The following is a 25,051-nucleotide window of genomic DNA, read 5'->3' as shown; positions in this document are numbered from 1 at the left end:
TATGGAGGATGGGAAAATGAAAACATTACACAAATTATCTGGATTATGTGTCGCAGGAATGTTGATGGTTACGGGTATAGCGGGATGCGGAAATGAAACAAAAAGTAACGCAACGCAGCAAGAAAATCAAAAGGAACGAGATATAAAAGAAGCGGATAAAGCAGCAGTAGAATACTTAAAAGCCTATATTGAAATGGATACGAAAAAGCTAAATGATCTTCATTATGAAAAGTACAGCTTTATGAATGAAGGAGTTAGAAATCCTGGTATTAGTAAAGACATGAAAAATCGATATGATGTATTTCGATATGATTTACAAGAAGACGAAAATGAATATTACTACAGAATTAAATTTTATCATCCTGTAGAACAAGCGCAAATGGGATTATATCTGCGGATGATAAAAGACAAGAAAGATGGGAAATGGAAAAATTACGAATGGGCATGGGATTCAAATAATAGTTTGAAATCAATTGTAGGTAGTGTGAAACCTGTTCATGTCCATAAATGGGGGCAAAAAGAATGAGAAAACTTCTTTCGATTTGTATGATTTTTGTCTTTTTCCTTCTTCCACTAGGGTCACAAGTGGCCCTAGCGGAAGAGAAAAACAAAACGGGGACAGATCGGATTTCGAACAATCTATTTCAAGGATATACAGATGGGATTTACAAGGATAAATATTATGAAGTTGATACGTATCAGCCAAAAGAAGATGACAAAAATATTCTAGAAAAAGGTTGGGATTATTTATTTGGAGATGACAGCATAGGAAAAGACCTTCAAAGGATGCTATACACCGTATGTCAATGGTTTGCAAATATGGCATTTCAGCTGAATGTTATTCTATCACAATTAACCATCTTTTTAGTTGATCAAGCGTTGAAATTAGATATTGTAGATGCAGTTGCGGATAAACTCGCGGCAGCCATGCAAAATATCGCAGGGGTCGGAAAGAAAGGCTTTTTAGACAGTGGCTTATTCCCAGCGATTATCGGAATTACGTGTGCTTTATCTGCCTGTTATGCAGGATATGTTTTCTTTGTAAAACGTCAACCAACAGCTGGCTTAAACGAATTAGTCAAAACAGTTCTAGTCATTGCTTTTATTGTGTTCTATATCGGGAATGCAAGCACGATACTAAAAAGTGCCAATACAATCAGTTCTGACATTAGTACAGTCGTATTAGCAAAAGCGACAGGAACAGTTGCAGGAGATCCAGGACGTTCCAAACAAGATGCGATTTTTTCAGTGAAAAAGCAAATTTGGGATTTGTTAGTGGAGAGACCATACTTGTTCTTGCAGTATGGAGAAGATTCTAAGAAGAAAATTGGGGAAAAACGAGTAGATGAATTATTAGCGAAACCTCCTGGAGGGGATCGCAATAAGTTGATAAAAGATGAAGTGAATAATGGTAATAAAATGATGGTCATATCATCAGTAAGTGAACGTCTCGTATTTACGCTCATGTACTATATCGTCAATGCATTTGCGGGTATTCCAGTAATCGTCTTTTGTTTACTGATTGTAGCATTCCAACTATGGTTCATGGTGATGAGTATTATTGCACCTATTGTGATGGCAGTTGCTTTATTACCAGGGAATCGACGTGTGATGGAAAGCTGGGCAAAACAATGGGTAAAACCATTAGCTCTAAAAATCTTTGCGTCTGCCTTGCTTGTCATTATCTTCACTGTTGCGGAGCTGTTATACGTACTACCAGAAGCGGGAATTGCAGGTTATGTATCGACTATGGTTCTTCAAATTCTTGTCTTCGTTTTATGTTACATCTTTAGAGATAACCTTGTTGCTTCATTCCAAAAAGTAAAAGGTGTGTATCAAGTTGCAACAGATATTTCTCTTATGACAGAACGATTTGTTGATAAAGGGAAGGAATTGGCTGGAGATACAGTATCGAGTGTTGGAGATAAAATTGGAGGACATTTCAATTCAGCAGCTGAATTGGCAGCGGCAGGTGGAGTGGTAGAAGCGTTAGATGATCAATCAGAAGAGGGGAAAGAACAACAGCTGATGAAGGCCAATGTACCGAAAGATTTGTCAAAAGAAGAAATGGAACAAGAAAAAGAAGAAGCAGACAAAAAGAAATCGAATCTCATTTCTTTGCAAGATCAAGCTAAGAAAGAAGAAGAGACAGAAGATGAAAAAGAAAACGAAGAAGTGGAGCAAATGGACCAATCAGATGAAGACGCGTCATTGCAACATAACCTAATCAGTTTAGATAATGAAGCATTAGAGGAGCAACTTGAAGAGGGGCAGGAAGAAGAGTACGAAACAACACCATTAGAAGATCCTGATATGGTATCAGATCAAGAACTTGCATCTCTAAAAGAAGAGGAGGCAATAGATGGAGAGTTGCCTACACTAGAAGATGACGCGCAAGATATACCACATGATGGACTAGATACAATTGAAATTGTGGACCATCCTACAAATGAATTTGATACGCAAGAAGTGGTAACAGATCAAGAACTTCCAATGGAAGAAACCCCAACAGATGTATTGCCACAAGATATGGCAACAGAAGAAATCCCTACAAATATTCTAGTACAAGAAATCCCAACAGATGCACTACCACAAGACATTACAACAGAGGAAATCCCAACAAACATTCCAACACAAGAAATGCAAACGGAAGAGATCCCGACAGATGTAATTCCAGGAACGATTCGTGCAGATGTGACAGAAGATGGTGTCATTGTCCCACGTACAGAAAACACGAATTCATCGTTAGTAAGTGACACAATTCCATCAGCGATTCCTGCCAAAGTAGACGAAACAGGGCGCATTCTCCCACAAGATACTGATATAGATGTCGAGTCAACTAAACAAATGCAAGCAACAAACGAATCTAGTTTTTCTATTCCAACTCAATCCGTTTCAGTTTTGGCACAAGTAAAGGATAAACCTGCTTCAGAATGGGATATGGAACTACCAGATACACCAAATTTACAATGGGATTCTTTAGCGGCCGGAAGTGAAAACTGGAATCCTCCTTCACAAGATTTCAAGAATTTAGATAGCTTACAATCACCTAAAGATGAGTAAAGTCCTAGTGTCATAGGGCTTTACTTCCTTATAAGAAATACCAGGTTACAAGTATAGAAGCAAAGGAGTGTCATACACGATGGAACACAAAGTATTAACAATGGTAAAGGTGATGAGTGTTGGTTTATTTCTTTGTATTGGTTTTTTAGGTTGGATGAATCTGATCATACTCTTTTTACAACAGGAATGGCAAGCGAATACGATGTTTTGGGTTGTTTCCATATTGCTGATATGGTACATGTTGATTTTAATTCTGATCCAGGTCATACAAAAAACAACACGTTCTTTCATAACACGAATTCCTCAACTTGTATTATTTGTTTGGTTTGTAGGAACCGGACATTTTGGACTTCTAGGCTTCGTACAATCACAACAATCTACTTTTTTAACAATCGGATTTCCCATATTTACATCGATTCCCGTCATTTTAGCTATTGTGTACATGGTGATATATAGAAGATATTCCAACTCATAATATTTTCATAGCGACAAAGGGGGAGGGTTGATATGAAAGAACAGCTTAAAGAAACCGTAGACAAAATGATCCAAGAGGAGATAGTCCAAAGTTATAAGAAAAAAAAGAAAAAGAAATCTTGGTTACTAGCTCTTTTTTTTAGTAGTTCGACTTTAATCGTGGGAGTACTAGTGTTTTTGGGATTTCTTCTATTTATCATACTTGGGCAAGACATAGGGAAGCCAGAAGAGGCACCGCCTACTGTACAGAGCAATGGCATGACAGTGTGTCGCCCAGGCGGGAAGACAGTGACACCAGAGGAATTGCAACCACATCTGGGCGGTGTATTCACAGGGAAAGCACAGGCTTTTTTAAATGCGGGAACGCAAAATCAAATTGATCCAATTTTATTGGCCGCGATTGCGAAGTTAGAAACGGGGAATGGTACTTCCAATGCGGTGAAGAACTATAACAATCCAGGGGGGCTCATGGATCCTGGCAGTGCTCAAATGAAGGGATTTATGAAGTTTCCAACACTTGACGAAGGCATTAACGCTATGGCTAAAAACTTATATAAAAACTATATCGGAATGGGGATTACAACGATTGATGCCATTGGTGCAAAGTATGCGCCACCTGGCGCAGCAAATGATCCATTTGGTACGAACGGTTTGTGGCCAACATTAGTGAAGAAGTTTGCTTCAGAAATGGGAGGACTTACTTTTAATTGCGAAGCAGGGAAACCAGGTGGTGTCGTAGATACAGGAGGGGCAAGTTCACAAGGCTTTGTTCGTCCTATTCCAAACACAATCATTACGAGCCCTTATGGTCCACGTTGGGGCACGATTCACAAAGGAATTGATTACGCTTGCCAAGACGGCGTCACCGCAATTGCCGCGTCGAAAAATGGCGTTGTGGAATTAGCGAGGTTTGGCGAATCTGGCAGTGGGTTCGGGGGGTATGGCAACCTAGTAGTTATTAATCATCAAAATGGATATTGGAGTTTATATGGTCATATGTCATCTATTACTGTTCAAGAAGGACAAAACATTGGTGTCGGCCAGCAAGTAGGTGTTTGCGGAAAAACGGGCCAGGTAACAGGGCCACATCTTCACTTTGAAATTAAAACATCTTTCAAATTTGGGCAAGTAGACCCAGGACCATTCTTACCACAATAACAAAAGAAAAAGGGGGCATGAAAGTGAAGCAAGGGATAACAGTTTTCATCATCATTGTATTGGGTATAGCGAGTGTATGGTTATGGAGAGAGAATCATACGTTAGAAAAGAAAGTGGAGCGAACAGAGAAGAAATGGACAGAACAAGTAAAAGAGCTGAAAGCCGAGAATAAGACGCTAGAAAAACGCATTACAGTTTTAAAAGAAAACACACAGGATAAAGGGCAAGAAGTTGCGAAACGGTTTGTTGAGCTCCTCATACAACATGATAGCAAAGAAAAGGAAAAGCCAGGCATAGAAGAAATCAAAGGAATGGTAACTGGTGAAGCAAAGCAGAAATTGTTTGAGGCGCCAACAGAAGATACACATGGGCATACGAATGATTCTTCTATGCATATTCAATCGAAAGCTAAGATTACAGATATGTATTATATCAAGACCGCAGAGAACAAGGCAGATGTAACGGTCAAGTATGATTATATTGTGACAGTAGATGGAACAGAGCAACAAGAAAAACATTCGATGAAATTAAATTTAGTATTAGATGGTGAAAAATGGTTTGTTGAGAATTATGAATTTCAAATTCATTCTGGAATGGAAGGACCTTGATGCATTCTGTCTCGGAATAAGAAAAAGAGAATATGGGGGAATTTGAATGAAGCAAAAATCAATATATGATATCTCTTATGAAGTGTTGCATGAAACATTTGTTTTTATTCGAAATGTATCATTGTTTCCAATTGATGAACAGAATCAAAATGATTTCTTTTCAAAAGAAGATAAATACGGTGCGAAATGCATACAAGAAATTACAGATGCAATCCACAATGTCCCTCATTCTATTCAACAACAGAATGAAAAGTTCTTAGTTTTTGAGTTAAGAATATTACAAGATTTTGTAACGAATATAGATCTTAAAAAGATCGCCACGCAAAACATCCTCCATTTTAGCAGGTATTGCATGGTTATAAAGGATTTATTACAACAGTATGAAATCATGAATAGATAAAAGGTGGAGATGCGAAATGATTTCTATAGAAATTGGGCTATTGGTGTTACTAATAGCCTTTTTATGTACCCAGGTATACCCATTTCAACAAACAAAATTAGAACGAGGAAAATATGATGAATATGGTTTTGTAATCATTCTTTGGACTGTCATTTGTATGTATCTTGCAGATCACTATTTGCAAGAAAATCATTGGCAGCGCCTAGTAAGAATCAGTGCAGCGTCTTTTACAGCTGGATTTTCCATTGCATGTGTTGGAAAACAGTTTTTGTATGATTACAGACAAAGAAAGTTTCCTTTTCAAAGAAAATGACTTTTCAGATTCGCTTGTAATGAACTTTATGGATTATCCTAATACATTTGATGTCAAATGAGATTTTGTTTCTTATTCAGTTTATTAGGAGCTTCATATGAGTTTTTGAAGAAATAAGAGGGAGATGGACAATTTTTTAGAAGATATTGCATATATTTGATTATGTATGGGTATTTATCTTTCGCTCGAGTGGACAAAGTGATTCCAAAAGAAAGGAAGTGAGGGAACCATGATACATCGGTATGAAATTGATTTTTCAGTGATGTATGGTGGCAAGGAAAGAGGTTTACAATCCGCAATCATTCCAGCACGTTCTTTAGAGGAAGCAAACGAGAAATTGCAATCAGAAATAAAACGAAGACTAGGAAAGTGTTGGATAAAAATTGATAATACAAGTTTATATATTTCGGAGGAAATTCGATATACAGTCGTACAAAAGTGAAAAAATAATATTGCTAAAAGGAGGAAACGAATATGGTATGTCCAAGATGTTCAGAAGAAAAAGAAATTGAAATGATTCCGATGTATGATGAATATCCAAATTGGATTCTTTTTTGTAAGAAGTGTGATTATCGACATGAGAATGAGGATAGAAGCCCTCTCACTTATTGATATGTGTTTCAGAAGATAGCAGATATACGGTTGTTTGAAAAAGTCTTGCTTATACAGCAGGGCTTTTTCTTATGTGTGACAATTATATTTCATTGAGTATATCACACTATTCCGACCGGTGATTTTCCGTTACAATAAATAGGAGAAGACTAGATTAATAAAAGGTGGGATTTCATGAAATCAACAGGAGTTACTAGGAAATTAGATCAATTGGGGCGTATTGTTATTCCTATGGAGCTTCGAAAAACATTAGGAATTATAGAAAAAGATCCAATGGAAATCTTTGTAGAAGATGATAAGATTGTTTTGCAAAAATATCAATCTCACCAAGCTTGCATAATAACAGGAGATGTTTCAAAAAGAAACTTTTCCCTAGCGAATGGAAAGATTGTTCTTAGTCCAGAAGGTGCTGAACTTTTAATAAAAGAATTACAGCAATATCTTGTGAAATAGAAGAATATAGGTAAAAACTCTACTCAATGTAAAAGGTTCCTAGATAGAAAGAAGGGGCCTTTTTTCATAATTACTTCATATGATGAATGAAAATCTTTTAGTATTAATTACATGATAAAAGACATGAGAATTTTGTACTTCTTATCCGAAAATCGGCATGTTTTTTTCTTTAAAAGTTTCCATATAGATGTAAACTTTTGAGTGGTAATTTAGGTGTTGTGCAATAGTGAAAATGCTAAAATTATACCTAGTTTTTGTACAAAAAATTTTTGGGGAATATGAACATGTTTCTAAACAAAATTGTCTATTTCAAGGGGTATTGAGTTGCCGTTTTGAGAGCCGTACTGTAATCAGTTTTTTGGGTCTCTGAAATGTCAATTAATGTTGAATTTATAACATTTTATGTTAGGAGAGAGATATGTACCTAAGTTATGCACCCTAACATAGACTTAAGTACATATATCTAGGTATATGTGCTTAAGTCTATGTGGCTATAATTATGTGGAAGCTGGAGAGTAATTCCGAAAAAATGGTGCATGAAATTCCTAATTTGGATAATAAATTGGGTAAAAGGGTGCATTAATAGGTTCATTGGATAGAATTTTGAATGAAATGGATAGCAACCTTATTATTCTCTCATGTATGTTGACATAAGGGCTTATTTGCATGTGTATCACTTTTTTATGTACAATGAAAGAAAAACATCATATGAGATGGGGAGAGGAAAACCCATGTCCAACCAACAATTAGTGAATTTACGCATTGATTTTGCTTTTAAACAATTATTTGGCACAAGTGGAAATGAAGATATTCTCATTGCTTTTTTAAATGCGATGTTACAAGATTCTTTAGAATCACCCATTGTTTCGTTACAACTAGAAGATCCACACTTACACCGCGAACATGAAGAGGATAAATTATCGATTTTAGATATTTCCGCTACATTAGATACAGGAACAAAGGTAAATGTAGAAATACAGCTGAATAACAATCATGACATGATTAAGAGAAGTTTGTATTACTGGGGAAGGCTATATACATCCCAACTACAAAAGGGAATGCCATATAGTTCTCTTCACAAAACCATTACGATTAATTTATTAAACTTTGTGATGTTTCCAGAATATGAAGCATTTCATACAACAGGAATCTTATGGAATCAGCAACAACAAAAGAAGTTAAGTGATGATATTGAAGTTCATATTGTGGAGATTCCAAAACTCATGCAACAGTGGCGGAATGAACAAGTAAATCCCTGGGAAGATTCATTTGTTCGTTGGTTATTATTACTTCCAGCAAATGAAGATGAACAATTAACCCAAACATTGGAGGAGATTGCGATGAACCAAGACCCGATTTTACAAAAGGCCATGAATAAATGGGAACGTATGAGTCAAGATTCTTCTTTCCGACAAGCGTATGAAGCAAGGGAGAAAGCGTTGATGGATGAAGCCGCGAAGTTTGCTTATGCAGAACAAAAAGGGATTGAGAAGGGCATTGAAAAAGGGAAAATACAGCTTATTCGTGGTATGCACAAAAACGGAATGCCAATAGAAGATATTGCAAAGTTTACAAGTTTAGATATAGAAGAAATACGAAACATTTTACAAGCATAAATGATTAAAAATAACACCTACAAATACTGTAGGTGTTATTTTTTAGTGGCCGCCGCCACCAGGAGTATAATTAGTGTTCGAAGAGATATAAACTTGATATGGGTAAAAGCACCTTATCTTGAACTATTTATGGTAATATAAAACACAGGAAATAATTGTATAAGTCTAATTTTTCAGAAAGATATAGGAGGGATTTTACAATCTATGATGCAATCAATTAAAAAAATCGTTTTAACTGTAGTTCTTATTGGTATGGTTGTTGGAATGGTCATTTTATATTTTTACATTAATGCTCTTCAAGAGACAGTGCAAAAAGTTACTCAAGATCCGATATATGGTAGTGTAGTGAGTCAAGATTACGCTATGTTGTCTGAAAAAGATGGTAATTATGTATATACTATTATGACTGATAATGAGAAAAGGTCATTAGATCAAGCGAATACTGAAAACAAATTTAAATCTTACCCTTTTCAAACAGGGAAAATTGCGACAACACAAGCGATGACAATTAAAAAAAATAATGTATTGTATCATATAGTTTCTAAAGATGAAGATTCAGATAAACCATATTTAGTACAGTATCAAGAAGAAAATGGTGTATTAAAAGTTATAAAGGTAGATGAATATCAAGAAAAATTAAGTCAAGAATTAAGTATTCCAACTTTTCATTTTCTTGAAGCAAAAGAAATTAAAAATTGAAAATTAGTTTTACAAAAGATACAAAATGTTAAACTCATAAAACCCATTGATATCGGTACGTATGCACGATATCAATGGGTTATTATTTAGACATTTAACAGTGTGTTTTACAAATTATAAAAAGAGGTAAACTTACTTTTACTTTTTATAGAAATAACATATAACATTTAATGATTTTTATTATTGATTAATAGCATTAATAATTTTTGGAAATCTTTCATCACGATGAATTTTAGGTAGCAATTTTACAGTAGCACTTGATAATCGTTCTAAGAATTTTTTTAATTCCTTATTCTGTATAGGTTTCATAGAAAAATCTCCAGCCAATTTTTTATACAAATTAGCACATGAAGTAATTTCTAATTTAGAAATAATATCAGTATCTTGAAGCAACCCAACAAAAACTTTAAAGTGTTCCTCCTGGAATTTTTGTATAAGTTCATCATAATACCCTACAGCATCTCTAGAAACCCCATAACTATTTCCTAATCTACAAGTAATTATAGTTTTAACATATTTATCTAAAACTGAAATAGGAATATCACCAGATTGAGGAACATACTTTGAAATCATTCTAATATGCTTAGGTTCATTGTAAAAGTTATCCCAACCATAATGTGCAGTATGTAAAGAATCTAATAAACTATCAATCTCAACAGCTATCTGATCCTCAGACAAATAAGATAAACCATCTACTAATGATAAAAATTCATGAGATAATTTTTTTCTTTCTAAATCTGCATTTACTGAAAAAACAGCGTATTTCAATCCTATATCTTGTTTGGCCTGTTTAGAAGAATTATTCCAAATACAATGTACTAATAATTTTATATTATTTCTTACTGTCACTTCAATTTCCGAATCTAAATACATTCCAAAAATTGCTCTTACAAGTGAGTCAACTAAATCTACTGGTAGCTTTGTAATATTAGATAATATAGGAGGAACATCTGTCTCATTTAAAACCTCTGTTCTTATATTATGTAATAATCTTTTAATTTCTAAAACTGGACCTTCTGGTTCTTTCGCTAAAACCTCTTTAATACAAGTCTGTAAATAGCTTGATATTTGTAAACCGTCAAGATCATTATGATTAGGATGTGCTGCACTCGCATGATTTCTCATATCTCTAATATAATCAAGATGTTTAAAACCAATTTGAGTGATAATTCCCGTATCTTTACATCCTTTTACTAATTCCCAATCATCTAATTTCACTAAGTCTTCCTCAGTTTTAAAATTCTTACGTCTTTTAGGATCAGTAACTACTGTACTTAAAAAATAATCCATATCAAATCGAATTACCTTGTTTCTTAAATTTACTACAGTTTCATTCCATAAAAAATTTATAGCAGCATCAAATAACCCTGCACCACATGCTGCTATAAATTTAGAAATGTACATAGCTTCAGTTTTTTGTTGATCATTCAACCTTGTAACAATATTAGGGAGATTATTAATAACAACTGTACGCTCATCAGGATCAACTAAAATACTTTCACATGGTAAACCTAAATGTACTAAATAATCCGTTAAACCACTTGAAAAATCCCCTACTGTTGCAGTTATGTCTTTTCTTTGAATAATTTCATCCGCCAATTGAAACACCCCTTGTGAAATACTTAAACTAAAAAAATTATATAACTAAAATCCATAAAAAGTAAAACGAATCTAATATTGTGTAATTATTTCATTTATAAATGTCCCAAAAAGTAAAGTTTTTGGAATCCTAGTATTTACCAACTATTTTGAACGTGGTATTCTATGTTTAAGATGTCTCAAAAACTTATTCCAAAAGTGGGGTGGAAATTTGATTCGTGGATACGCCAGAGTAAGTAGTAACGATCAAAATTTAGATACACAAATTGAAGCATTAGAAAAATTCGGAGTAGATGTAATTTATCAAGAAAAGGTAAGTGGTGTGTCTGAAAAGCGACCAGAGTTAGAAAGTTTACTCCATGATCTTCAAGAAGGAGATACAGTTGTTGTAGCCCGAATGGATCGTCTAGCTAGAAGTTTGAAACATATGTTGGAGCTGGTTGAAAACCTGGAAAAAAGAAATGTTCATATAGTTAGCCTAGATTATAACTTTGATACCAGAACAGCAACTGGTAAAATGCTCTTTCATATCATTGGGGCTGTTGCTGAATGGGAACGGGAGTTACTAAAAGAAAAACAAAGAGCTGGTTTAGATATTGCAAAGAAAAAAGGGGTTCAGTTAGGACGCCCTCGTAAGTATGGAAGAAAACATGAGGGAATGGATTATGCAATTAAGCTATATGAAGAAGGAAATCATACGATAAGAAAAATATGCAATATAACACAGGTAAGTCGTTCAGCATTATATCGTGAGATTAAAAAGAGAAATTTTAAAAAAGAGGATTAGGGTAAAGGACATGAAAATACGAATTATAAATTCACATTATAGGAATTAAAGGAGGAGACTAGGATGTGTGAAAGAAAAAATGACGAACTTATTTTCACCATATCTTTTCTTACTTTTGTGATACTTCTTATTAGTGGTGCAATCGTTGCAGTGATAGGTAAATTTACTATGTACTTTGCATTGGCGATTTTAGTCAGTATGAAAATTACCAATGAGACTCAAAAAAAGTATAAGAGACATTTCAATACTCAAAAATAAAAGGCTTTATAAAAATTGTAAGAAAGGAGATGGAAAGATGAAATGTGTGGAATTTGAGGCTCTAAAAAGCTATGGATCACCAACGGTTTATTTTTGTGAACACGAAATGAAGCATAGTTGCTTGATTGCTATTCCATCCTGGAATTGGAGTTTTTTAATAGATTATGCAATGGATTTTAAAGAAGAAAGACCTTTGTTAATCCAGACATTATCAAAACATGTTTCAGATCAAGATGCTGAAAGTATTACAGATGCATTTTATAATTTTGTTTTTAGTGAATTTAATTAATATGCGTGGAACCTTTGGGAATCTCTAAAGAATATTATGATCATGCGTATGTTTTGGTCTGTATATAAGTCAACTCCTCATCTTTTAGGTTTACATCTTAAAATAATGAGGAGTTAATTTTATGTTTTAATTAGTTGTTTTTAATGTCCACCTGGCTCACTAATAGGATGACCGCCACCATTCCCATGTTGTGACCATTTCAAACCACCTTGTTCATTGGTATGGTGTCCGGTATTTCCATCCGCGTATTTATGATTTATGTATTTCATTGGAATTCCTCCTTTTCTAAATTATGCTTTCATACTATTTCCAAACAAAATAATCCTTTTTGTGTAGTTTTATAAAAAAGATCGATTTAAATTCTTCACTCAAAATGTTGACTTTATCATACAATGAATAACCACATAAGACTTGACCATATGGCAAGCAGTCGGAAAGGATGATAAGAATGGAATTTACAGTTCAGATCGCTGGTTCACCATCAATTGCAAACAAATTTACAATCGAGGGAGAAAACTTGCTTGATGCAGTAAAAAGAAATTTTTATTCTTTAATTACAAAATGTACTTACCATCATGTGCCATTCCGATTCCCTATGACTGTAAAGCCTTGTTACAATAAGGGGTTGCTAGGTGGTAAAGGTGGCGTTGAGTTACAGTTAGAATGGATGTACTCTAACCACGCCAAAAAGCCGGAATCCGTACACACTCATTCAATTTGCATTTATGCAAACGAAAGTGATTTAACAGATACAACTCCTTTCGTGATTATGGGAAAGTAATTCCGCCCCTTGTTGGTCTATCTGATGTTGCAGATATTTTAGGTTGGGATAAGCGTAAAATATCCACCTATCGAAGACGAGGGGTATTTCCAAAACCTATACAAGAAATTTCAAGTGGTCCAGTTTGGACACGAGAACAAATAGAAGAATATCAAGACTCTCGTAAGTAGATGAGAGTCTTTTTGTTTCCTTATATGCAGGCTTAATTTTGAACTGATAAAAAAGCTATCTATAAATAAGATAGTTTTTAATTTCATAACTATATAGAATGCCTGGATGGTTACATAATATCCAGGGTTAACCCTTGCGTGAGTGGGAAAATCCCTCCGCCTTAGGACGCTGAATCGCCCTAGCCTGGTTATAACAGGCTTTTTAATGTTTCTTATAAATAATTTAAACTTGATGCTTAATCTCATTGAACACAAATTCAAATTCCAAATAGTTCATATATAACTGGAAACAAAATATATAACAGAATAATTCGTTTTTGTTCATATTCTATATAGTTCATTTAAAACCAAGTGTTGTAAGTATTAACAAACAAATCAACGATATATTCACATTCTATATAGTTCATTTAAAACCCCATTTACATGTTTTCAAAGAACATGATTATAGCACTATTTATATACTTCATGATCCAAAGGTAAATTTCCTGTTTTGCAGTAAACCTGTAATAAGACTTTTTACTTCTCTCATAAAATACCTACAATCCCATTGATATCAATACTTTGCATTAATATCCTCTATTCGGTGGTATGCTGCAATTTTTTAAAATACTCACTTTGATTTTTATTTGTAATATATTTTTTACTATGAGCAATATTTTGTGATGCATTATAGTCTGCATTGATTTCCAAATGACATGATTTACAAATAAACTTTTCCTGCGATTCCCTTTGTCCTGGTTCATAATTCCTACATTTTGAGCACATTTGACTTGTACGATATGGATCTACATACTTCACATCGATTCCTTCTCGCTTAGCTTTATACTCTACAAATTGTTGCAACTGATAATAAGACCAATTTCTTAAAATTATATCTTTATCTTCACCTGCTAGTGCAAGAAATTCCATATTAATTTGTTCAGCAAGGTTGTCTTTTGCAAACTTAACAATGTTATAACTCAAAAAATGATTGTAAGTTGTTGCAAAGTTCTTCTCTTTTACTTTTAAGCGATCTAATGCTTGTAATTTTTTCTCTCTACCTTTTCCACCTTTTACATTCACTAATGCCTTGTGTAAAGTTCTTCTTCTTTTTTGCATTTGTACACGGATTTTTAAAAAATCATCTAAACTTCCTAATGATTTCCGAATATACGGTTTGTCATTTATAGACATATATGCTGGGAGCTTCATACCTAAATCAACACCTAGAACACGTCCCTTTTTGCAGGATACATTTGTATCAATTTCTCCTATATCTAAGGATAAGTTAAGAATTAGTTCCTTTCCTACTGAAATACTGCTATCACATACCTTATAAGATCCTTCTAACACTTTATTTAAAGTCGCTTTTAACTCTTGAGCATTATTTTTATGTTGCCCAAGCATACATTTGAAAATAATACCTCCAAACCACTTAATCATTACATCTTTTCCTTCACGATAAAAATTCAATGCACGTCCTCTTATTAACAATGGATTATTCTTTTTATATGTACGTAATACACGTTCACCGCTCAATAAACCGTTTTTCAAATCAGATTTAAAGTCTTGGTATACTTTTTGTGTAATCCGATCCTTTGTATCACTTATCAAATCAAACTGTTTACTGATTACTTCACGTGTTGTACTAGAAAGATTAATTTTAATCGCTTCTTGTAAAATCTTATCCGCTTCTTTATTACCTTTACTTCGCAACTTCTTTAATTCATTTGTTTGTTTCTGTATTTTCTTTTCTAGTTCATTTCTTTTTTTCTCATCTTTTATAACCTTCTTTTCAGCATAAAGCTTATTAATGCCTTCTTGTAGTTTCTTTTCATTCTGTAAAAATTTCATATCTAACAATCGAATTTTCTCTTTTGCAACATGAAGAAAGTACAAATGATTCATTGCTACATTTAAAGCTTTATTTTGTTTATAACGTTCTTCACGAATAAATTTATACTGGGTATCTCGATCTTCACCAATAATAATAAGCTTAATTTTCCTAGCGATAATCATGTTTTATCACTCCTTGACTAGAAAGCTTGTATTGCATATATCTTAAAAGGACTTGTTCATCATAATTCGTGAAGTACCTCATTTTCCCCTGTCTGTTTTTTCTTATATTCAGCTCTTCATTTTTGAAACAAATATTCATACAAAATAAAAATTAATAACAATACAGCTTTTTAAAATTTCAGCGTATCACTGAATAGAAGATGATAATGCAAAGTATTGATATCAAATGGTTCATGAGCATTTTACCGTATGAATGAAAAACTTTATTGAAGGTTTTTTGCAAAAAAAGGAAAAAAACCTTTGGAACATGAATTAGATAATAAGTGCTACAATCGTGTTTTTTGACAACATGTATATGGGTTTTGAATGAACTATGTAGAATGTGAATTACCTAGCTAAAACTTCATTAATGAGTACATCCATAGTTTTGAATGAACTATGTAGAATGTGAATATTATGCGGAAGTTGCGTAAAGAATTGGATAGAAGGGTTTTGAATGAACCATATAGAATGTGAATCCGTATCTTTTAGTGTATATGAATTTGATCTAGTTTATTTTATATGGATTATTTAAGGTGAATTAAAACAGCCATTGTAGTTTTTGCTACAAGAGGCTAGGGCGATTCAGCGTCCTAAGGCGGAGGGATATATCCACTCACGCAAGGGTTAACCCTGGATATTATGTAACCATCCAGGCATTCTATATAGTTATTTAATCAAAAGCTATCTTATTGTAGATAGCTTTTTTATTGTTCTAAAATTTCTCTTGGCTCCACTTCATTTCTGACTTGCGCTTTTTTCTTCGCTCGAATTAATGTACTCTTACTAATGCCTGTCATTTCTTCAACTTGCTTATATGATTGATTTTTTAATAATGATAGTGCGTGTTCAATTTGTTTGTTGTTAAATTTTTTTGGTCGGCCTTCTCTAAAATCTTCACGTAACTTTGCAATTGCTTTTCCCTCTTGTGTACGTTCTACAATCATGTCTCTTTCAAATTCAGCGAATGCGCTCATTACATTAAATACCAGTCTACCTGTTGGCGTATCCTCAACTAAACCCATATTAAGTATATGGACCTTTACACCCTTTTCAAATAATGTTTTGACAGTTTGTATCGCATCAACTGTGGAACGGGCAAAACGATCTAATTTTGTAACGACAAGTGTATCCCCTGTTTCTAACAAAGACAATAGCTCCTGGAACTTTGGACGATTCGCTTTTGTTCCAGTGAATTTTTCGGAATAAATTTTTTCGCAACCTTCTTTTTGTAATGTTTGAATTTGGGACTCAAGATCTTGATGTAATGTACTGACTCGTGCGTAGCCATATTTCATAAAAATTGCTCCTTTTTACAGTTAACTTTAGACACTAAGTTATGACACCTCTCTATGTACTGATATTACAGTACTTCGAAAATAGTGTCAAAACTTTTAAGTTATGAATAAGATGTTGTGGTGATTGTTAAAATTTACAATCATTCCGTTGAAAAAAAGGTACATCATAAGGTGTACCTTTTGGTACTCTGCAAATTCTTACAATGTACTTTAAAAACTTAATTGTGGGATATAATGCCAATTTAGAGTGCTGTGTGAAAAAGAATTAGAAAAGGTTTTTGTATTTCCTATTAAAGTAAAAATAAAGGTGAGACAATAGCATTAAATAAAAGTTGAGGTGATTTCATGAAGAAAATATATTTTCATCCGGAAAGAGATAAAATAGATAATATCCCTGTATTCACAAATTATTACCAGTATCAGGCAATTACTTATTTTTTACGTGTTATAGAAGCACTTGATCCTCAATTTGTGGAAGATTTAAATAAGATTGTACCAATTTATACGACAGCGGAGCGATTACATAAAGCATTAGATGATTCTAACGGTAGTATTGTAGATATGAGTGATTGGGCAGTGCTTGAAAAAGCAAATACTCAATGTAATTCTCATCTTCTAGAATTAAGAGATGCAATTATTGAATGGGCTCAAAAATATAATTTAGTGGATAATTCATTAAATAAGAAAACGTTTTTAGAAATTGGACTTTGGGCTATACCTAGCAAACGAAATCATCCTGCAGAAATAGAGAAAAAAAAGAAATTCTATAGCCAAATGGGTAGAGAGCTACCACAGTATATTATTAATTGGTCTATAACTGACTCAATTTATATAGAGGACGAAGAAGAGTTAGACGAAAATAAAATCAAAGACAAAGTTTTCACTGGAGATGAATTTCCTTTTGTTTTTACTCCAAACTCTGAAAATATGAATCCGTATAACATTACAGGACTTCCCATTGAAGCACATAGCTATGAGAACATTTATACCAACTATGAATTTGATTTATCTGAGGCCTTTAATGGAAGAAAAGAAAATATACAAGGGTATACATTTGGGTATGCATGGGATCCTAGAGATCAAACATGGAATGAATTTGAGAAAAAATTAGATATTGCTTTTAAACAATATAAAGATTTATATAAGAATCGTACAGAAAATTATATGAAAAAATTAGGATATGTAGAAGGGAAAGAAAAAAGAAATAAAGAACATTTTGAATGGCTTGTACGTTTTCAAATTCAGGGGTGGACCATAAAAGAAATTGCTGATTATTATAGTGAAGAAGAAAAAGTATTGGGTGAAGATACAATAAAAAAAGCACTACATTGCACATCAAATATTATTGGGATTAAACTAAGGTAATCTGTGAGGTTACACCTTTATCCTTAATATTCTCCATCTATTACTAAAAAGGGAACACATATTAGCTATATAATATGTGTTCCCTTTTTATTGTATATTTAAGGCGCAATTACATTTCTATTATTTTCACATTTAACAGTATGGTCTAAGGGATGTACATCTATGTAATCAGAAAAAATTTTCAAGATTTGAAGAATTCATTAACTCTATAAAAGGATATTTAAGCATTTAGTAAAGATTTTTAAATTTTCACGTACTCTAGTGTGAATGTAAATACATTTTTTTTATTATATATCTTCAGTGATATAATTATGCTAATGACTTATATCTAACTGTTTTAGTAAATTAAAGTGATAGGATGAGTGGAATGAATGTAATTACAGATGACCTCTTGGAGGTATATGAGAAAATTGAAAATGCACGGAAAAGATACGGAGATTTGAAGAAATGTGAAATTCATTTGCATACCCCAGCTTCGTATGATTACCGTCTAGTTCCTGATAAGTCGTTTCAACAACTAACAGAACAAGATGTTATTAATATAGCAAAAAATTATGGTTATTTTACCGAGATTCAGCAACAGAAAATGCTTTCTCTCGTTAATGATGGTGAATATAAAGGACAGGAGTATCTTGATACTTTGTCTAATCAAAAAGTACCTTATGATAACTTAAAAGAATACATAGCTTATATGTTAATTGCTCATCAACTATACTCACACAGAATTGAGGTTGTAGTAATATCAGATCACAATACCATCAGTGGTTATTATAAACTTCAATATGCTCTTAATAAATACTTTATAGAGAGGCTAAAAGGGAAAGTATTAAATCAAAAAAGCATACACCTATTCCTAGGAGTAGAAATATCATGTGCTGATAAAAATCATGTAGTTGGTATATTTGATGAAGAACATTATGAAAATGTAATGGGTTTTTTAGAACGTTTTGTAATTACAGAAAATGATGGAACTTGTGATCATAGTCTAACAATAATTCGGGCTATAGCAGATATTGGAGGGTTACCTTATATAGCTCATATAAACAGCTCAGAATATATAGGAACAAATATTTACAAAAAAAGTTTATTTTCATCAGATATCTTAAAAGTGTTAGGCTTAACTAACATAAGTGTTAAAGAGAAAGTATTAAATTCAGTTAGAAAATATGTAAAAAAGAAAGAATTTTGTTTTCTTCATGAAAGTGATGCTCATGATTTAGATAGTATAGGGATAAACAATACTTGGATTAAATTTAATAATTTTACTTTTGGAGCATTAAAACAAGCGATTAATAACCATAGTTTCTGTGTTTTTACTACCAAACCAAATTTTACAGATAAATATATAAAAGGAATATGTATCGATCCTGGAGATGATGGTTACTTATGCGGAACTCAAGAAAAACAAGATCAGTTTGATAAAAATATGTTCAACTTAGATTTTTCGAAAGATTTAAACTGTATCATAGGTGGAAGAGGTACTGGAAAAAGCACCTTATTAAATATAATCGAAACGGTTTTTACCTTGGAAACTACCAATAGAGCTCAGTTAGAATTTCTTTCACAGCACAAGAGAATTTATATTGTGTTTTCTTTGAAAGGAAAGGAATATATTATTCGTTTCCTTCCTCAACGAGATAGTAGCGAAAGTTACACTGGTAAACATGTTTTTCATAAGAAGGCTTTTATAGTTGATATGTTTCAAGATGGTAAAATAAAACTTGCTAGCCACTGGATGGAATTATTTGAAATCGAGAAGGAGAGAGAGGATACATTTGTTGCATCCTTAGTTACTATTCAAGACCGACGTGAAATTTTAAAAAAAGTTTACAGAAAAGGGTACTCAATTAATAATATCATTCATCGAATAGATCAAGGGGAAATTGGTGATTTTGTACGAGAGACGGTTTTCAATGGAATAAAACTTGAATTTAAAGAGTTTTTAAATCAACTAGAAAAGGAGAATAAAATTAAATATAAAAAGTATTTTAGAGAAAATTTGAATGATTTGATTAAAAGTCTGGATTCACAAAAAAAACATGTTAAAACTGTTATTGATGGATTTAATAAAGAAAATAAAGATTTAATAAAAATTGACATTTCCCCTAAACAAGAACAGTTAGATTACTTTCTTGGAGATTTGTTACTTCGTATCAATCAAAATAAACATCTAGCTAAAACCTTTTTAACATGGGGAGAAGTGGAAAGATATTTATATGAAATTGTAGATCGTATAGGATTCTTAGAGTTTTTAAATTTATTAGCAAATGATAAATATAAGGAACTAGAAAAAACAGTTTCAATCTTGAGCTTTACAAAAAATGCTAGTAGCTCTATGCATGATGTTGATGAAAGTTTTGAAGTAATTACCGAACGCAATTTAACTACAGTTTATAAGGAAATTAAAAATGAGTTGCTTAAGGATAAAGAACTCTTATTATCTGCACTAAATAAATATTTTGCAATCATTGATGATTACACACTTTTCTTTAACATTAACTCAAAAGAGTCAATAAATCATGAAAAAGTAATAATGAGAAACATAGAATACTTGTCTTTAGGACAAAAGGTAGTTGCAATACTAACATTTATATTGAACTATGGTACATATTGTGGTGATAACAGCCCTTTAATTATTGATCAGCCTGAAGATAATTTAGATAATCAATATATATATAAGAATTTAGTAACTAGTTTGCGACAGGTAAAGAATGAAAGACAAGTTATTGTAGTCACTCATAGCTCAACAATTGTAACTAATGCTGATGCGGAACAAGTAATTGTACTAAAATCAGATAACAAGCATGGATGGATTGAAAATAGAGGATATCCAAGTGATAAGATAGTAATGAAGTACATTGTTCAATACCTTGAAGGTGGGGAAGAATCATTTAAACATAAGATGGATGCATATTCTACTATATTATTGGGCGTTTAAATTTTTCTCATAAATAGAATTATAAAACAAAAAGAACTTGTAGGAATCACTACAAGGCGTACCGCCCACATTTTGACAAAAATATACGCTAAGCAATTTTCGACATAAAAAACGTTAATTTTGATACTCCAAGCGTTTTTATAATCGTTTATAAACGTATACCTTTATAAACAGTTAAAGGATATCTATGAAACATTGAAACATCAAGTTTATAAAGGTGATTGAAAATATTTTATAAACGTTTATTTTTTATGAACACCTTTATAAACCAAAATGGTATAATTGTGGTAACAAATGTAAGGAGCGTATCAAATGTGGCAAATATTTATGGATATATACGTGTAAGTACAAAAGATCAAAATGAACAACGTCAATTACATAAGATGATGGAACGAGGAGTGGAAGCTCGGCGTATTTTTGTCGACAAAGCAAGTGGACGACACTTTGATCGTCCTCAGTATCAATTATTACGAAAAATATTGAATACAGGTGATATTGTTTACATAGATGCTTTAGATCGCATGGGACGTAACTATGATGAGGTAATTTCAGAGTGGAAATATATAACCAGAGAATTACAAGCTGATATTGTTGTTTTAGAAAATGAAACACTGTTTGATAGTCGAAAGTTTCGTGAGATGGGAGATATGGGACGTTTAATGGAAGATCAATTTTTATCTTTGCTTTCCTATGTTGCAGATCAAGAACGAAAAAAAATTCATCAGAGACAAGCGGAAGGGATTGCAGTAGCTAAATCTCAAGGAAAACATTTAGGCCGTCCTCAAGTGAACCTTTCGACCTTAAGCAAACAACAAATAAATATAATAGAAGAAACTCATTCAAAATGGAAGAGTGGCGAAATTACTGCTGTTATGTTTATGGAAATGTTAGAACTCAAGAAAAATACTTTCTATAAAATAATGAAAGAATATGAGGAAAGTAAATTATAAATTAATATGTAAAAACTATGAGCCGAATTTTTATTAAAGAAAGAAATTTGGCTTATTTTATGTCGAAATTGCTTAGCGTATAGTTTCGTTAAATTTTAGGCGATACCTCATTAGTAAATAAGAAGGATTTTTTAGATAATTTATAGTAAGTATCTATTATAAAACGAGCCATCCAAATAAGATTTCTGTTCAACATATGAATGAAAAAATGATTCGTTTAAACAGTACAAGAAGTAATATGTATGGCATATAAAAAGGGGCGTGCATATGAAACAAGGGAATGATATAGATCAAATGAGAACACTACAAAGAAACATCCCTGGTCCAAAGTCTATATTCAGTTGGCGAATGAATATGAAACCAAACAGACAGTTAAAACAAACTTCCGTTCGTGGAACAATTAATCAATTAATCACTTTTTGATTTTATTAATAAAGAACGTTAATGAATAAACTGAATAAAGAAAGCTTATGTATAAGTGTTTTTTGTCATTTCTGATAGCACGGTGTGGATTTGAAATAAAGTTTAATCATTGTTATATTATCAAGACCTAAATTGAAAAAAGTTAGATAAATTAAAGGACATAATATATTTTATATGACTAATATGTTATGTCCTTTCTTATTAAACTAACGCACCCGTTAGTTTAAGTGCATTTATTCACAAACTTTAGTATTTCTATAAAAAAGGAACTGTTGCACACAGTTCCCTTGGTATTATCCTCCAATGGCCAGTTAAACCCAGTCTGCACTTTCATCAGCGAGTCTTTGTAAGTCATTCATAAAAACACTTGCATGATAACCATCACAAACAGCATGATGAATTTGTAAAGAGACAGGTAGGAATAATTCATTATTTACTTGTGAATATTTCCCTCCAGTTATTATTGGTAAGAGAAAATCTCCACCATTATTAATATTTAAATTAAATGCTGTAAAAGAACTCCAAGGAATCATAGATATCGGAATATTATTATCTGGTATAGGTATTTTTGGAAATAAACTACCCGTACCATTGTATTTTTCTACATCCTTTTCATATTGAGAATGAAACTCAGAAAAATTAGCTAAATTTGGTGACCAGATGCCAGAAAATGTGTGCGTCTTCTTATCAAAAATTGTATAAGAAGGGCAAATCTCTGTCCAATAACCTAAATTACCTTCTGAGTTAAAACTAGTTCTAAATTCTCTGTGGGAATTAACTATTTTTGTAACCATAAAAATAAACGCAGGATATAACTTATAATTCTTTTTCTTTAAGTTCTCCATAAGAATAGTAATATTAATTTCATTCGTTATACTGAATGTTGTTTGTTGTTGTAAATAGTGTTCAAAGTATTCTTTTCGATACCAATTGTCACGATTAATAATATTGAATTTCATATTTAACGCCTCCTAATATACTTAATTTTATCTTAGGAGGCTATTTTCACTGCTTTTTTCATGACAGTCATCCTTTTTTATATACAATTTCATGCCACCATATTATCAAGTATCTCTAACTAGAGTCAACATACATTCTTCCACTATCCTGCCACGTTAGTTGAAGAAGTAAGAAGGAAAATAAAATGAACTTTCGTTCATATTAACGAAAAAAACTTAAAATATTTTGTGTCCTTAAAAATGAACATACCAAATAAACCTAGATAGGTATCATTTTTAAAAATTATGCTGCTTTCTTTTGTTTTCCAAGTCCACTATACTCATAGACAACGCCCATAATATCAAAGACTGTCTTTTTCTCATATCTATGAGATTTCCGTCCATTCTTCTCTAGGAGGTGGAATAAGCGGATTAGAATCTTTGTCATTTCTATGGTGTTTTGTTGTATAGCTTGATGAGAGCCAAAATCTAAAGTTGAATAAAATAATCACTCAAATTTTGCGTTTAGGAAAAAAGCGGGTGCTCAGATTCGTTTGTATGATGAGATAGGGGGCAAATTAATGCAATTATATTCAATGTAGCTAAGTGATTATAAAGAAGAAGATAGAGCATTATAAGTGATTTTGGTTAAATCTGTAGGTATTTTATTTTTCATAAGAATAAATGTAAAATTCTACATACCGTATTTATAATAAAAAACAAATGTCCTATTATAAGAAGCTAGATATTCCCATAGTCCCCATGATACTAACATTCTGTGCATGACTTAAGAACTATCCTTATATTTTACTTTCTAGTAATTCTTTTATATATTGCGTTTAGATGTTCAGGTGTTAAACTATTTGTATATTATCTAAATATCCATCTAAACAGAAAAACAAGGAAACCTTTGTTTTTCTGTTCAGATATATAGATGTTTAGAAGGATGGTGATCTGAACAGTGCAACAAAAAGACTGGTTATCAGCTGAAGAAGTAGCCAAGGAAATAAAAGTATCAGCTATGACTATAAAACGAAACTGTCAAACCTACGGTAGTTTTTTAAATTTCCAACAAGGTGAAAAGAACAAGTATTTAATTCATCAAGAATGTATACCTGTTTTTCAATTTATAGCTAAAATGAGAAGTAAAAGAAACCTCCGAACAAAACAAATTATTGAGCTCCTCAGTAAAGAAGGATTACCTGAATATATAGACATTGAACCTATCCAAATAACTAAACAACAACCTGAACAGATCCAAGTAGGAGAAGGAGTTGTAGCTATTCAGGAATTGGATAGAATTGTTGCTGAAAGAGTATCTGAACTGCTTAAAAAACATGAAGAAAATTTAAAGGAATGGTTAACTGAACAGCAAAAACAACAACAGGATTTTCAAAAAATTGATGAACGTGATCAAAACCTAATGGCTATGATCCGTGAAAACCAGGAGACTAAAAAATTGATTGCAGCCACCCAACAAAAAAAGTGGTGGCAATTTTGGAAATAGAAAAAGCCTTGCTTATATGCAGGGCTTTTTTATACAGATTTTTGTACTAATAGGGTAATCTTTCCTAAATCCCCGAAAAGGGGGAATAAGATTGATTCATTATAAATTTATATGTTATTTCAAAAAGTACACTTTATGACAATACAAAGAAAGGGAACCTGCTACATCATTATATGCAATATTGCATATAATGATGTATTGATAAAACATAAGCGCTTATTATAATATGAATCACATCGTAGCAACAACAAAAGGAGGTGAAATCATATGGCAATCGCAACGGCAGTTTTAAAATTTATCGGTGGATTAATTCCG

Annotated in this window: 26 protein-coding genes and 1 pseudogene; 21 read left to right on the top strand and 6 right to left on the bottom strand. The window is 32.4% G+C overall.

What is annotated here, in order from left to right:
• Positions 1 to 16: 16 nt before the first annotated feature.
• The 12 genes from QRY57_RS01285 (at position 17) to QRY57_RS01230 (ending at position 9,396) form a co-directional block, all read left to right on the top strand.
• Complete coding sequence (locus QRY57_RS01285) at positions 17 to 526, top strand: hypothetical protein (RefSeq protein ID WP_286015280.1); 510 nt, start codon at positions 17 to 19, stop codon at positions 524 to 526.
• Positions 523 to 3,063: a CD3337/EF1877 family mobilome membrane protein gene (locus QRY57_RS01280; RefSeq protein WP_286015279.1), complete on the top strand. Its 2,541-nt coding sequence runs from the start codon at positions 523 to 525 to the stop codon at positions 3,061 to 3,063. The genes QRY57_RS01285 and QRY57_RS01280 overlap by 4 nt, the downstream gene beginning before the upstream one ends.
• 79 nt (positions 3,064 to 3,142) lie before the next feature.
• On the top strand, positions 3,143 to 3,538 hold the full coding sequence (locus QRY57_RS01275) for a hypothetical protein (protein WP_286015278.1): 396 nt from the start codon (positions 3,143 to 3,145) through the stop codon (positions 3,536 to 3,538).
• A gap of 32 nt (positions 3,539 to 3,570) precedes the next feature.
• Positions 3,571 to 4,695 (top strand): peptidoglycan DD-metalloendopeptidase family protein, encoded by a 1,125-nt coding sequence (locus QRY57_RS01270; protein ID WP_286015277.1) that lies wholly within the window; start codon positions 3,571 to 3,573, stop codon positions 4,693 to 4,695.
• 23 nt (positions 4,696 to 4,718) lie between these two features.
• Complete coding sequence (locus tag QRY57_RS01265; protein ID WP_286015276.1) at positions 4,719 to 5,303, top strand: YddI family membrane protein; 585 nt, start codon at positions 4,719 to 4,721, stop codon at positions 5,301 to 5,303.
• A gap of 46 nt (positions 5,304 to 5,349) precedes the next feature.
• Positions 5,350 to 5,703 carry a hypothetical protein gene (locus tag QRY57_RS01260; protein ID WP_286015275.1) on the top strand — a complete coding sequence of 118 codons (354 nt, stop codon included), beginning with the start codon at positions 5,350 to 5,352 and terminating at the stop codon, positions 5,701 to 5,703.
• 16 nt (positions 5,704 to 5,719) lie between these two features.
• The gene (locus tag QRY57_RS01255) at positions 5,720 to 6,016 is read left to right on the top strand and encodes a hypothetical protein (RefSeq protein WP_286015274.1); all 297 of its coding nucleotides are present in this window, start codon (positions 5,720 to 5,722) and stop codon (positions 6,014 to 6,016) included.
• Between the two features lie 229 nt (positions 6,017 to 6,245).
• Positions 6,246 to 6,458 carry a hypothetical protein gene (locus QRY57_RS01250; RefSeq protein ID WP_286015273.1) on the top strand — a complete coding sequence of 71 codons (213 nt, stop codon included), beginning with the start codon at positions 6,246 to 6,248 and terminating at the stop codon, positions 6,456 to 6,458.
• A 32-nt stretch (positions 6,459 to 6,490) separates the two neighbouring features.
• On the top strand, positions 6,491 to 6,628 hold the full coding sequence (locus QRY57_RS01245; RefSeq protein ID WP_286015272.1) for a hypothetical protein: 138 nt from the start codon (positions 6,491 to 6,493) through the stop codon (positions 6,626 to 6,628).
• A 174-nt stretch (positions 6,629 to 6,802) separates the two neighbouring features.
• Positions 6,803 to 7,081 (top strand): AbrB/MazE/SpoVT family DNA-binding domain-containing protein, encoded by a 279-nt coding sequence (locus QRY57_RS01240; RefSeq protein WP_286015271.1) that lies wholly within the window; start codon positions 6,803 to 6,805, stop codon positions 7,079 to 7,081.
• Positions 7,082 to 7,812: 731 nt separating this feature from the next.
• Positions 7,813 to 8,697 carry an Rpn family recombination-promoting nuclease/putative transposase gene (locus QRY57_RS01235; RefSeq protein ID WP_286015270.1) on the top strand — a complete coding sequence of 295 codons (885 nt, stop codon included), beginning with the start codon at positions 7,813 to 7,815 and terminating at the stop codon, positions 8,695 to 8,697.
• Between the two features lie 204 nt (positions 8,698 to 8,901).
• Positions 8,902 to 9,396, top strand: a complete 495-nt coding sequence (locus QRY57_RS01230; protein ID WP_286015269.1) for a hypothetical protein — start codon at positions 8,902 to 8,904, stop codon at positions 9,394 to 9,396.
• Between the two features lie 180 nt (positions 9,397 to 9,576).
• On the opposite strand, the gene QRY57_RS01225 is transcribed toward QRY57_RS01230, so the two are convergent.
• Positions 9,577 to 10,995 (bottom strand): hypothetical protein, encoded by a 1,419-nt coding sequence (locus QRY57_RS01225; RefSeq protein ID WP_286015268.1) that lies wholly within the window; start codon positions 10,993 to 10,995, stop codon positions 9,577 to 9,579.
• 211 nt (positions 10,996 to 11,206) lie between these two features.
• On the opposite strand from QRY57_RS01225, the gene QRY57_RS01220 reads away from it, so the two are divergent.
• From QRY57_RS01220 to QRY57_RS01210, 3 genes are all read left to right on the top strand, one after another.
• Positions 11,207 to 11,782, top strand: a complete 576-nt coding sequence (locus QRY57_RS01220; RefSeq protein ID WP_286015267.1) for a recombinase family protein — start codon at positions 11,207 to 11,209, stop codon at positions 11,780 to 11,782.
• A gap of 63 nt (positions 11,783 to 11,845) precedes the next feature.
• Complete coding sequence (locus QRY57_RS01215) at positions 11,846 to 12,040, top strand: hypothetical protein (RefSeq protein WP_286015266.1); 195 nt, start codon at positions 11,846 to 11,848, stop codon at positions 12,038 to 12,040.
• 37 nt (positions 12,041 to 12,077) lie between these two features.
• A complete protein-coding gene (locus QRY57_RS01210) occupies positions 12,078 to 12,329 on the top strand; it encodes a YueH family protein (RefSeq protein WP_286015265.1) in 252 nt (83 codons plus the stop codon).
• 140 nt (positions 12,330 to 12,469) lie between these two features.
• Here QRY57_RS01210 and QRY57_RS01205 read toward each other — a convergent pair whose 3' ends face one another.
• Positions 12,470 to 12,598: a hypothetical protein gene (locus tag QRY57_RS01205; RefSeq protein ID WP_286015264.1), complete on the bottom strand. Its 129-nt coding sequence runs from the start codon at positions 12,596 to 12,598 to the stop codon at positions 12,470 to 12,472.
• A 179-nt stretch (positions 12,599 to 12,777) separates the two neighbouring features.
• On the opposite strand from QRY57_RS01205, the gene QRY57_RS01200 reads away from it, so the two are divergent.
• Positions 12,778 to 13,110, top strand: coding sequence for a hypothetical protein (locus QRY57_RS01200; protein ID WP_286015263.1), 333 nt, complete (start codon positions 12,778 to 12,780; stop codon positions 13,108 to 13,110).
• Positions 13,111 to 13,856: 746 nt separating this feature from the next.
• Here the strand turns inward: QRY57_RS01200 and QRY57_RS01195 are convergent.
• Complete coding sequence (locus tag QRY57_RS01195) at positions 13,857 to 15,278, bottom strand: transposase (RefSeq protein ID WP_286015262.1); 1,422 nt, start codon at positions 15,276 to 15,278, stop codon at positions 13,857 to 13,859.
• A 746-nt stretch (positions 15,279 to 16,024) separates the two neighbouring features.
• Complete coding sequence (locus QRY57_RS01190; protein WP_286015261.1) at positions 16,025 to 16,615, bottom strand: recombinase family protein; 591 nt, start codon at positions 16,613 to 16,615, stop codon at positions 16,025 to 16,027.
• Positions 16,616 to 16,960: 345 nt separating this feature from the next.
• Between QRY57_RS01190 and QRY57_RS01185 the strand changes: the two genes are divergently transcribed.
• The 4 genes from QRY57_RS01185 to QRY57_RS01170 all read left to right on the top strand — a co-directional run bounded on the left by QRY57_RS01185 (position 16,961) and on the right by QRY57_RS01170 (position 22,291).
• A complete protein-coding gene (locus tag QRY57_RS01185) occupies positions 16,961 to 17,980 on the top strand; it encodes a hypothetical protein (protein ID WP_286015260.1) in 1,020 nt (339 codons plus the stop codon).
• 367 nt (positions 17,981 to 18,347) lie between these two features.
• Positions 18,348 to 20,918: a Spaf_1101 family AAA-like ATPase gene (locus QRY57_RS01180; protein ID WP_286015259.1), complete on the top strand. Its 2,571-nt coding sequence runs from the start codon at positions 18,348 to 18,350 to the stop codon at positions 20,916 to 20,918.
• 314 nt (positions 20,919 to 21,232) lie between these two features.
• Positions 21,233 to 21,868 (top strand): recombinase family protein, encoded by a 636-nt coding sequence (locus QRY57_RS01175; protein ID WP_286015258.1) that lies wholly within the window; start codon positions 21,233 to 21,235, stop codon positions 21,866 to 21,868.
• A gap of 267 nt (positions 21,869 to 22,135) precedes the next feature.
• Entirely contained in the window at positions 22,136 to 22,291 is a 156-nt protein-coding gene (locus QRY57_RS01170; protein ID WP_286015257.1) for a hypothetical protein, read from the top strand.
• Between the two features lie 311 nt (positions 22,292 to 22,602).
• Here QRY57_RS01170 and catA read toward each other — a convergent pair whose 3' ends face one another.
• The gene (gene catA, locus QRY57_RS01165; protein WP_286015256.1) at positions 22,603 to 23,250 is read right to left on the bottom strand and encodes a type A chloramphenicol O-acetyltransferase; all 648 of its coding nucleotides are present in this window, start codon (positions 23,248 to 23,250) and stop codon (positions 22,603 to 22,605) included.
• Between the two features lie 283 nt (positions 23,251 to 23,533).
• A pseudogene (locus tag QRY57_RS01160) lies at positions 23,534 to 23,707 on the bottom strand (IS4 family transposase); the annotation flags it as partial.
• A 483-nt stretch (positions 23,708 to 24,190) separates the two neighbouring features.
• On the opposite strand from QRY57_RS01160, the gene QRY57_RS01155 reads away from it, so the two are divergent.
• Entirely contained in the window at positions 24,191 to 24,736 is a 546-nt protein-coding gene (locus tag QRY57_RS01155; RefSeq protein ID WP_026593416.1) for a DUF3967 domain-containing protein, read from the top strand.
• Positions 24,737 to 25,051 lie beyond the last annotated feature (315 nt).

The sequence above is a fragment of the Bacillus arachidis genome, from assembly GCF_030285945.1.
In the GTDB taxonomy this organism is placed as follows: Bacteria; Bacillota; Bacilli; order Bacillales; family Bacillaceae_G; genus Bacillus_A; species Bacillus_A arachidis.
Note: the sequence above shows the minus strand (reverse complement) of the source record. Positions and strands in the feature narration are given on the sequence as shown.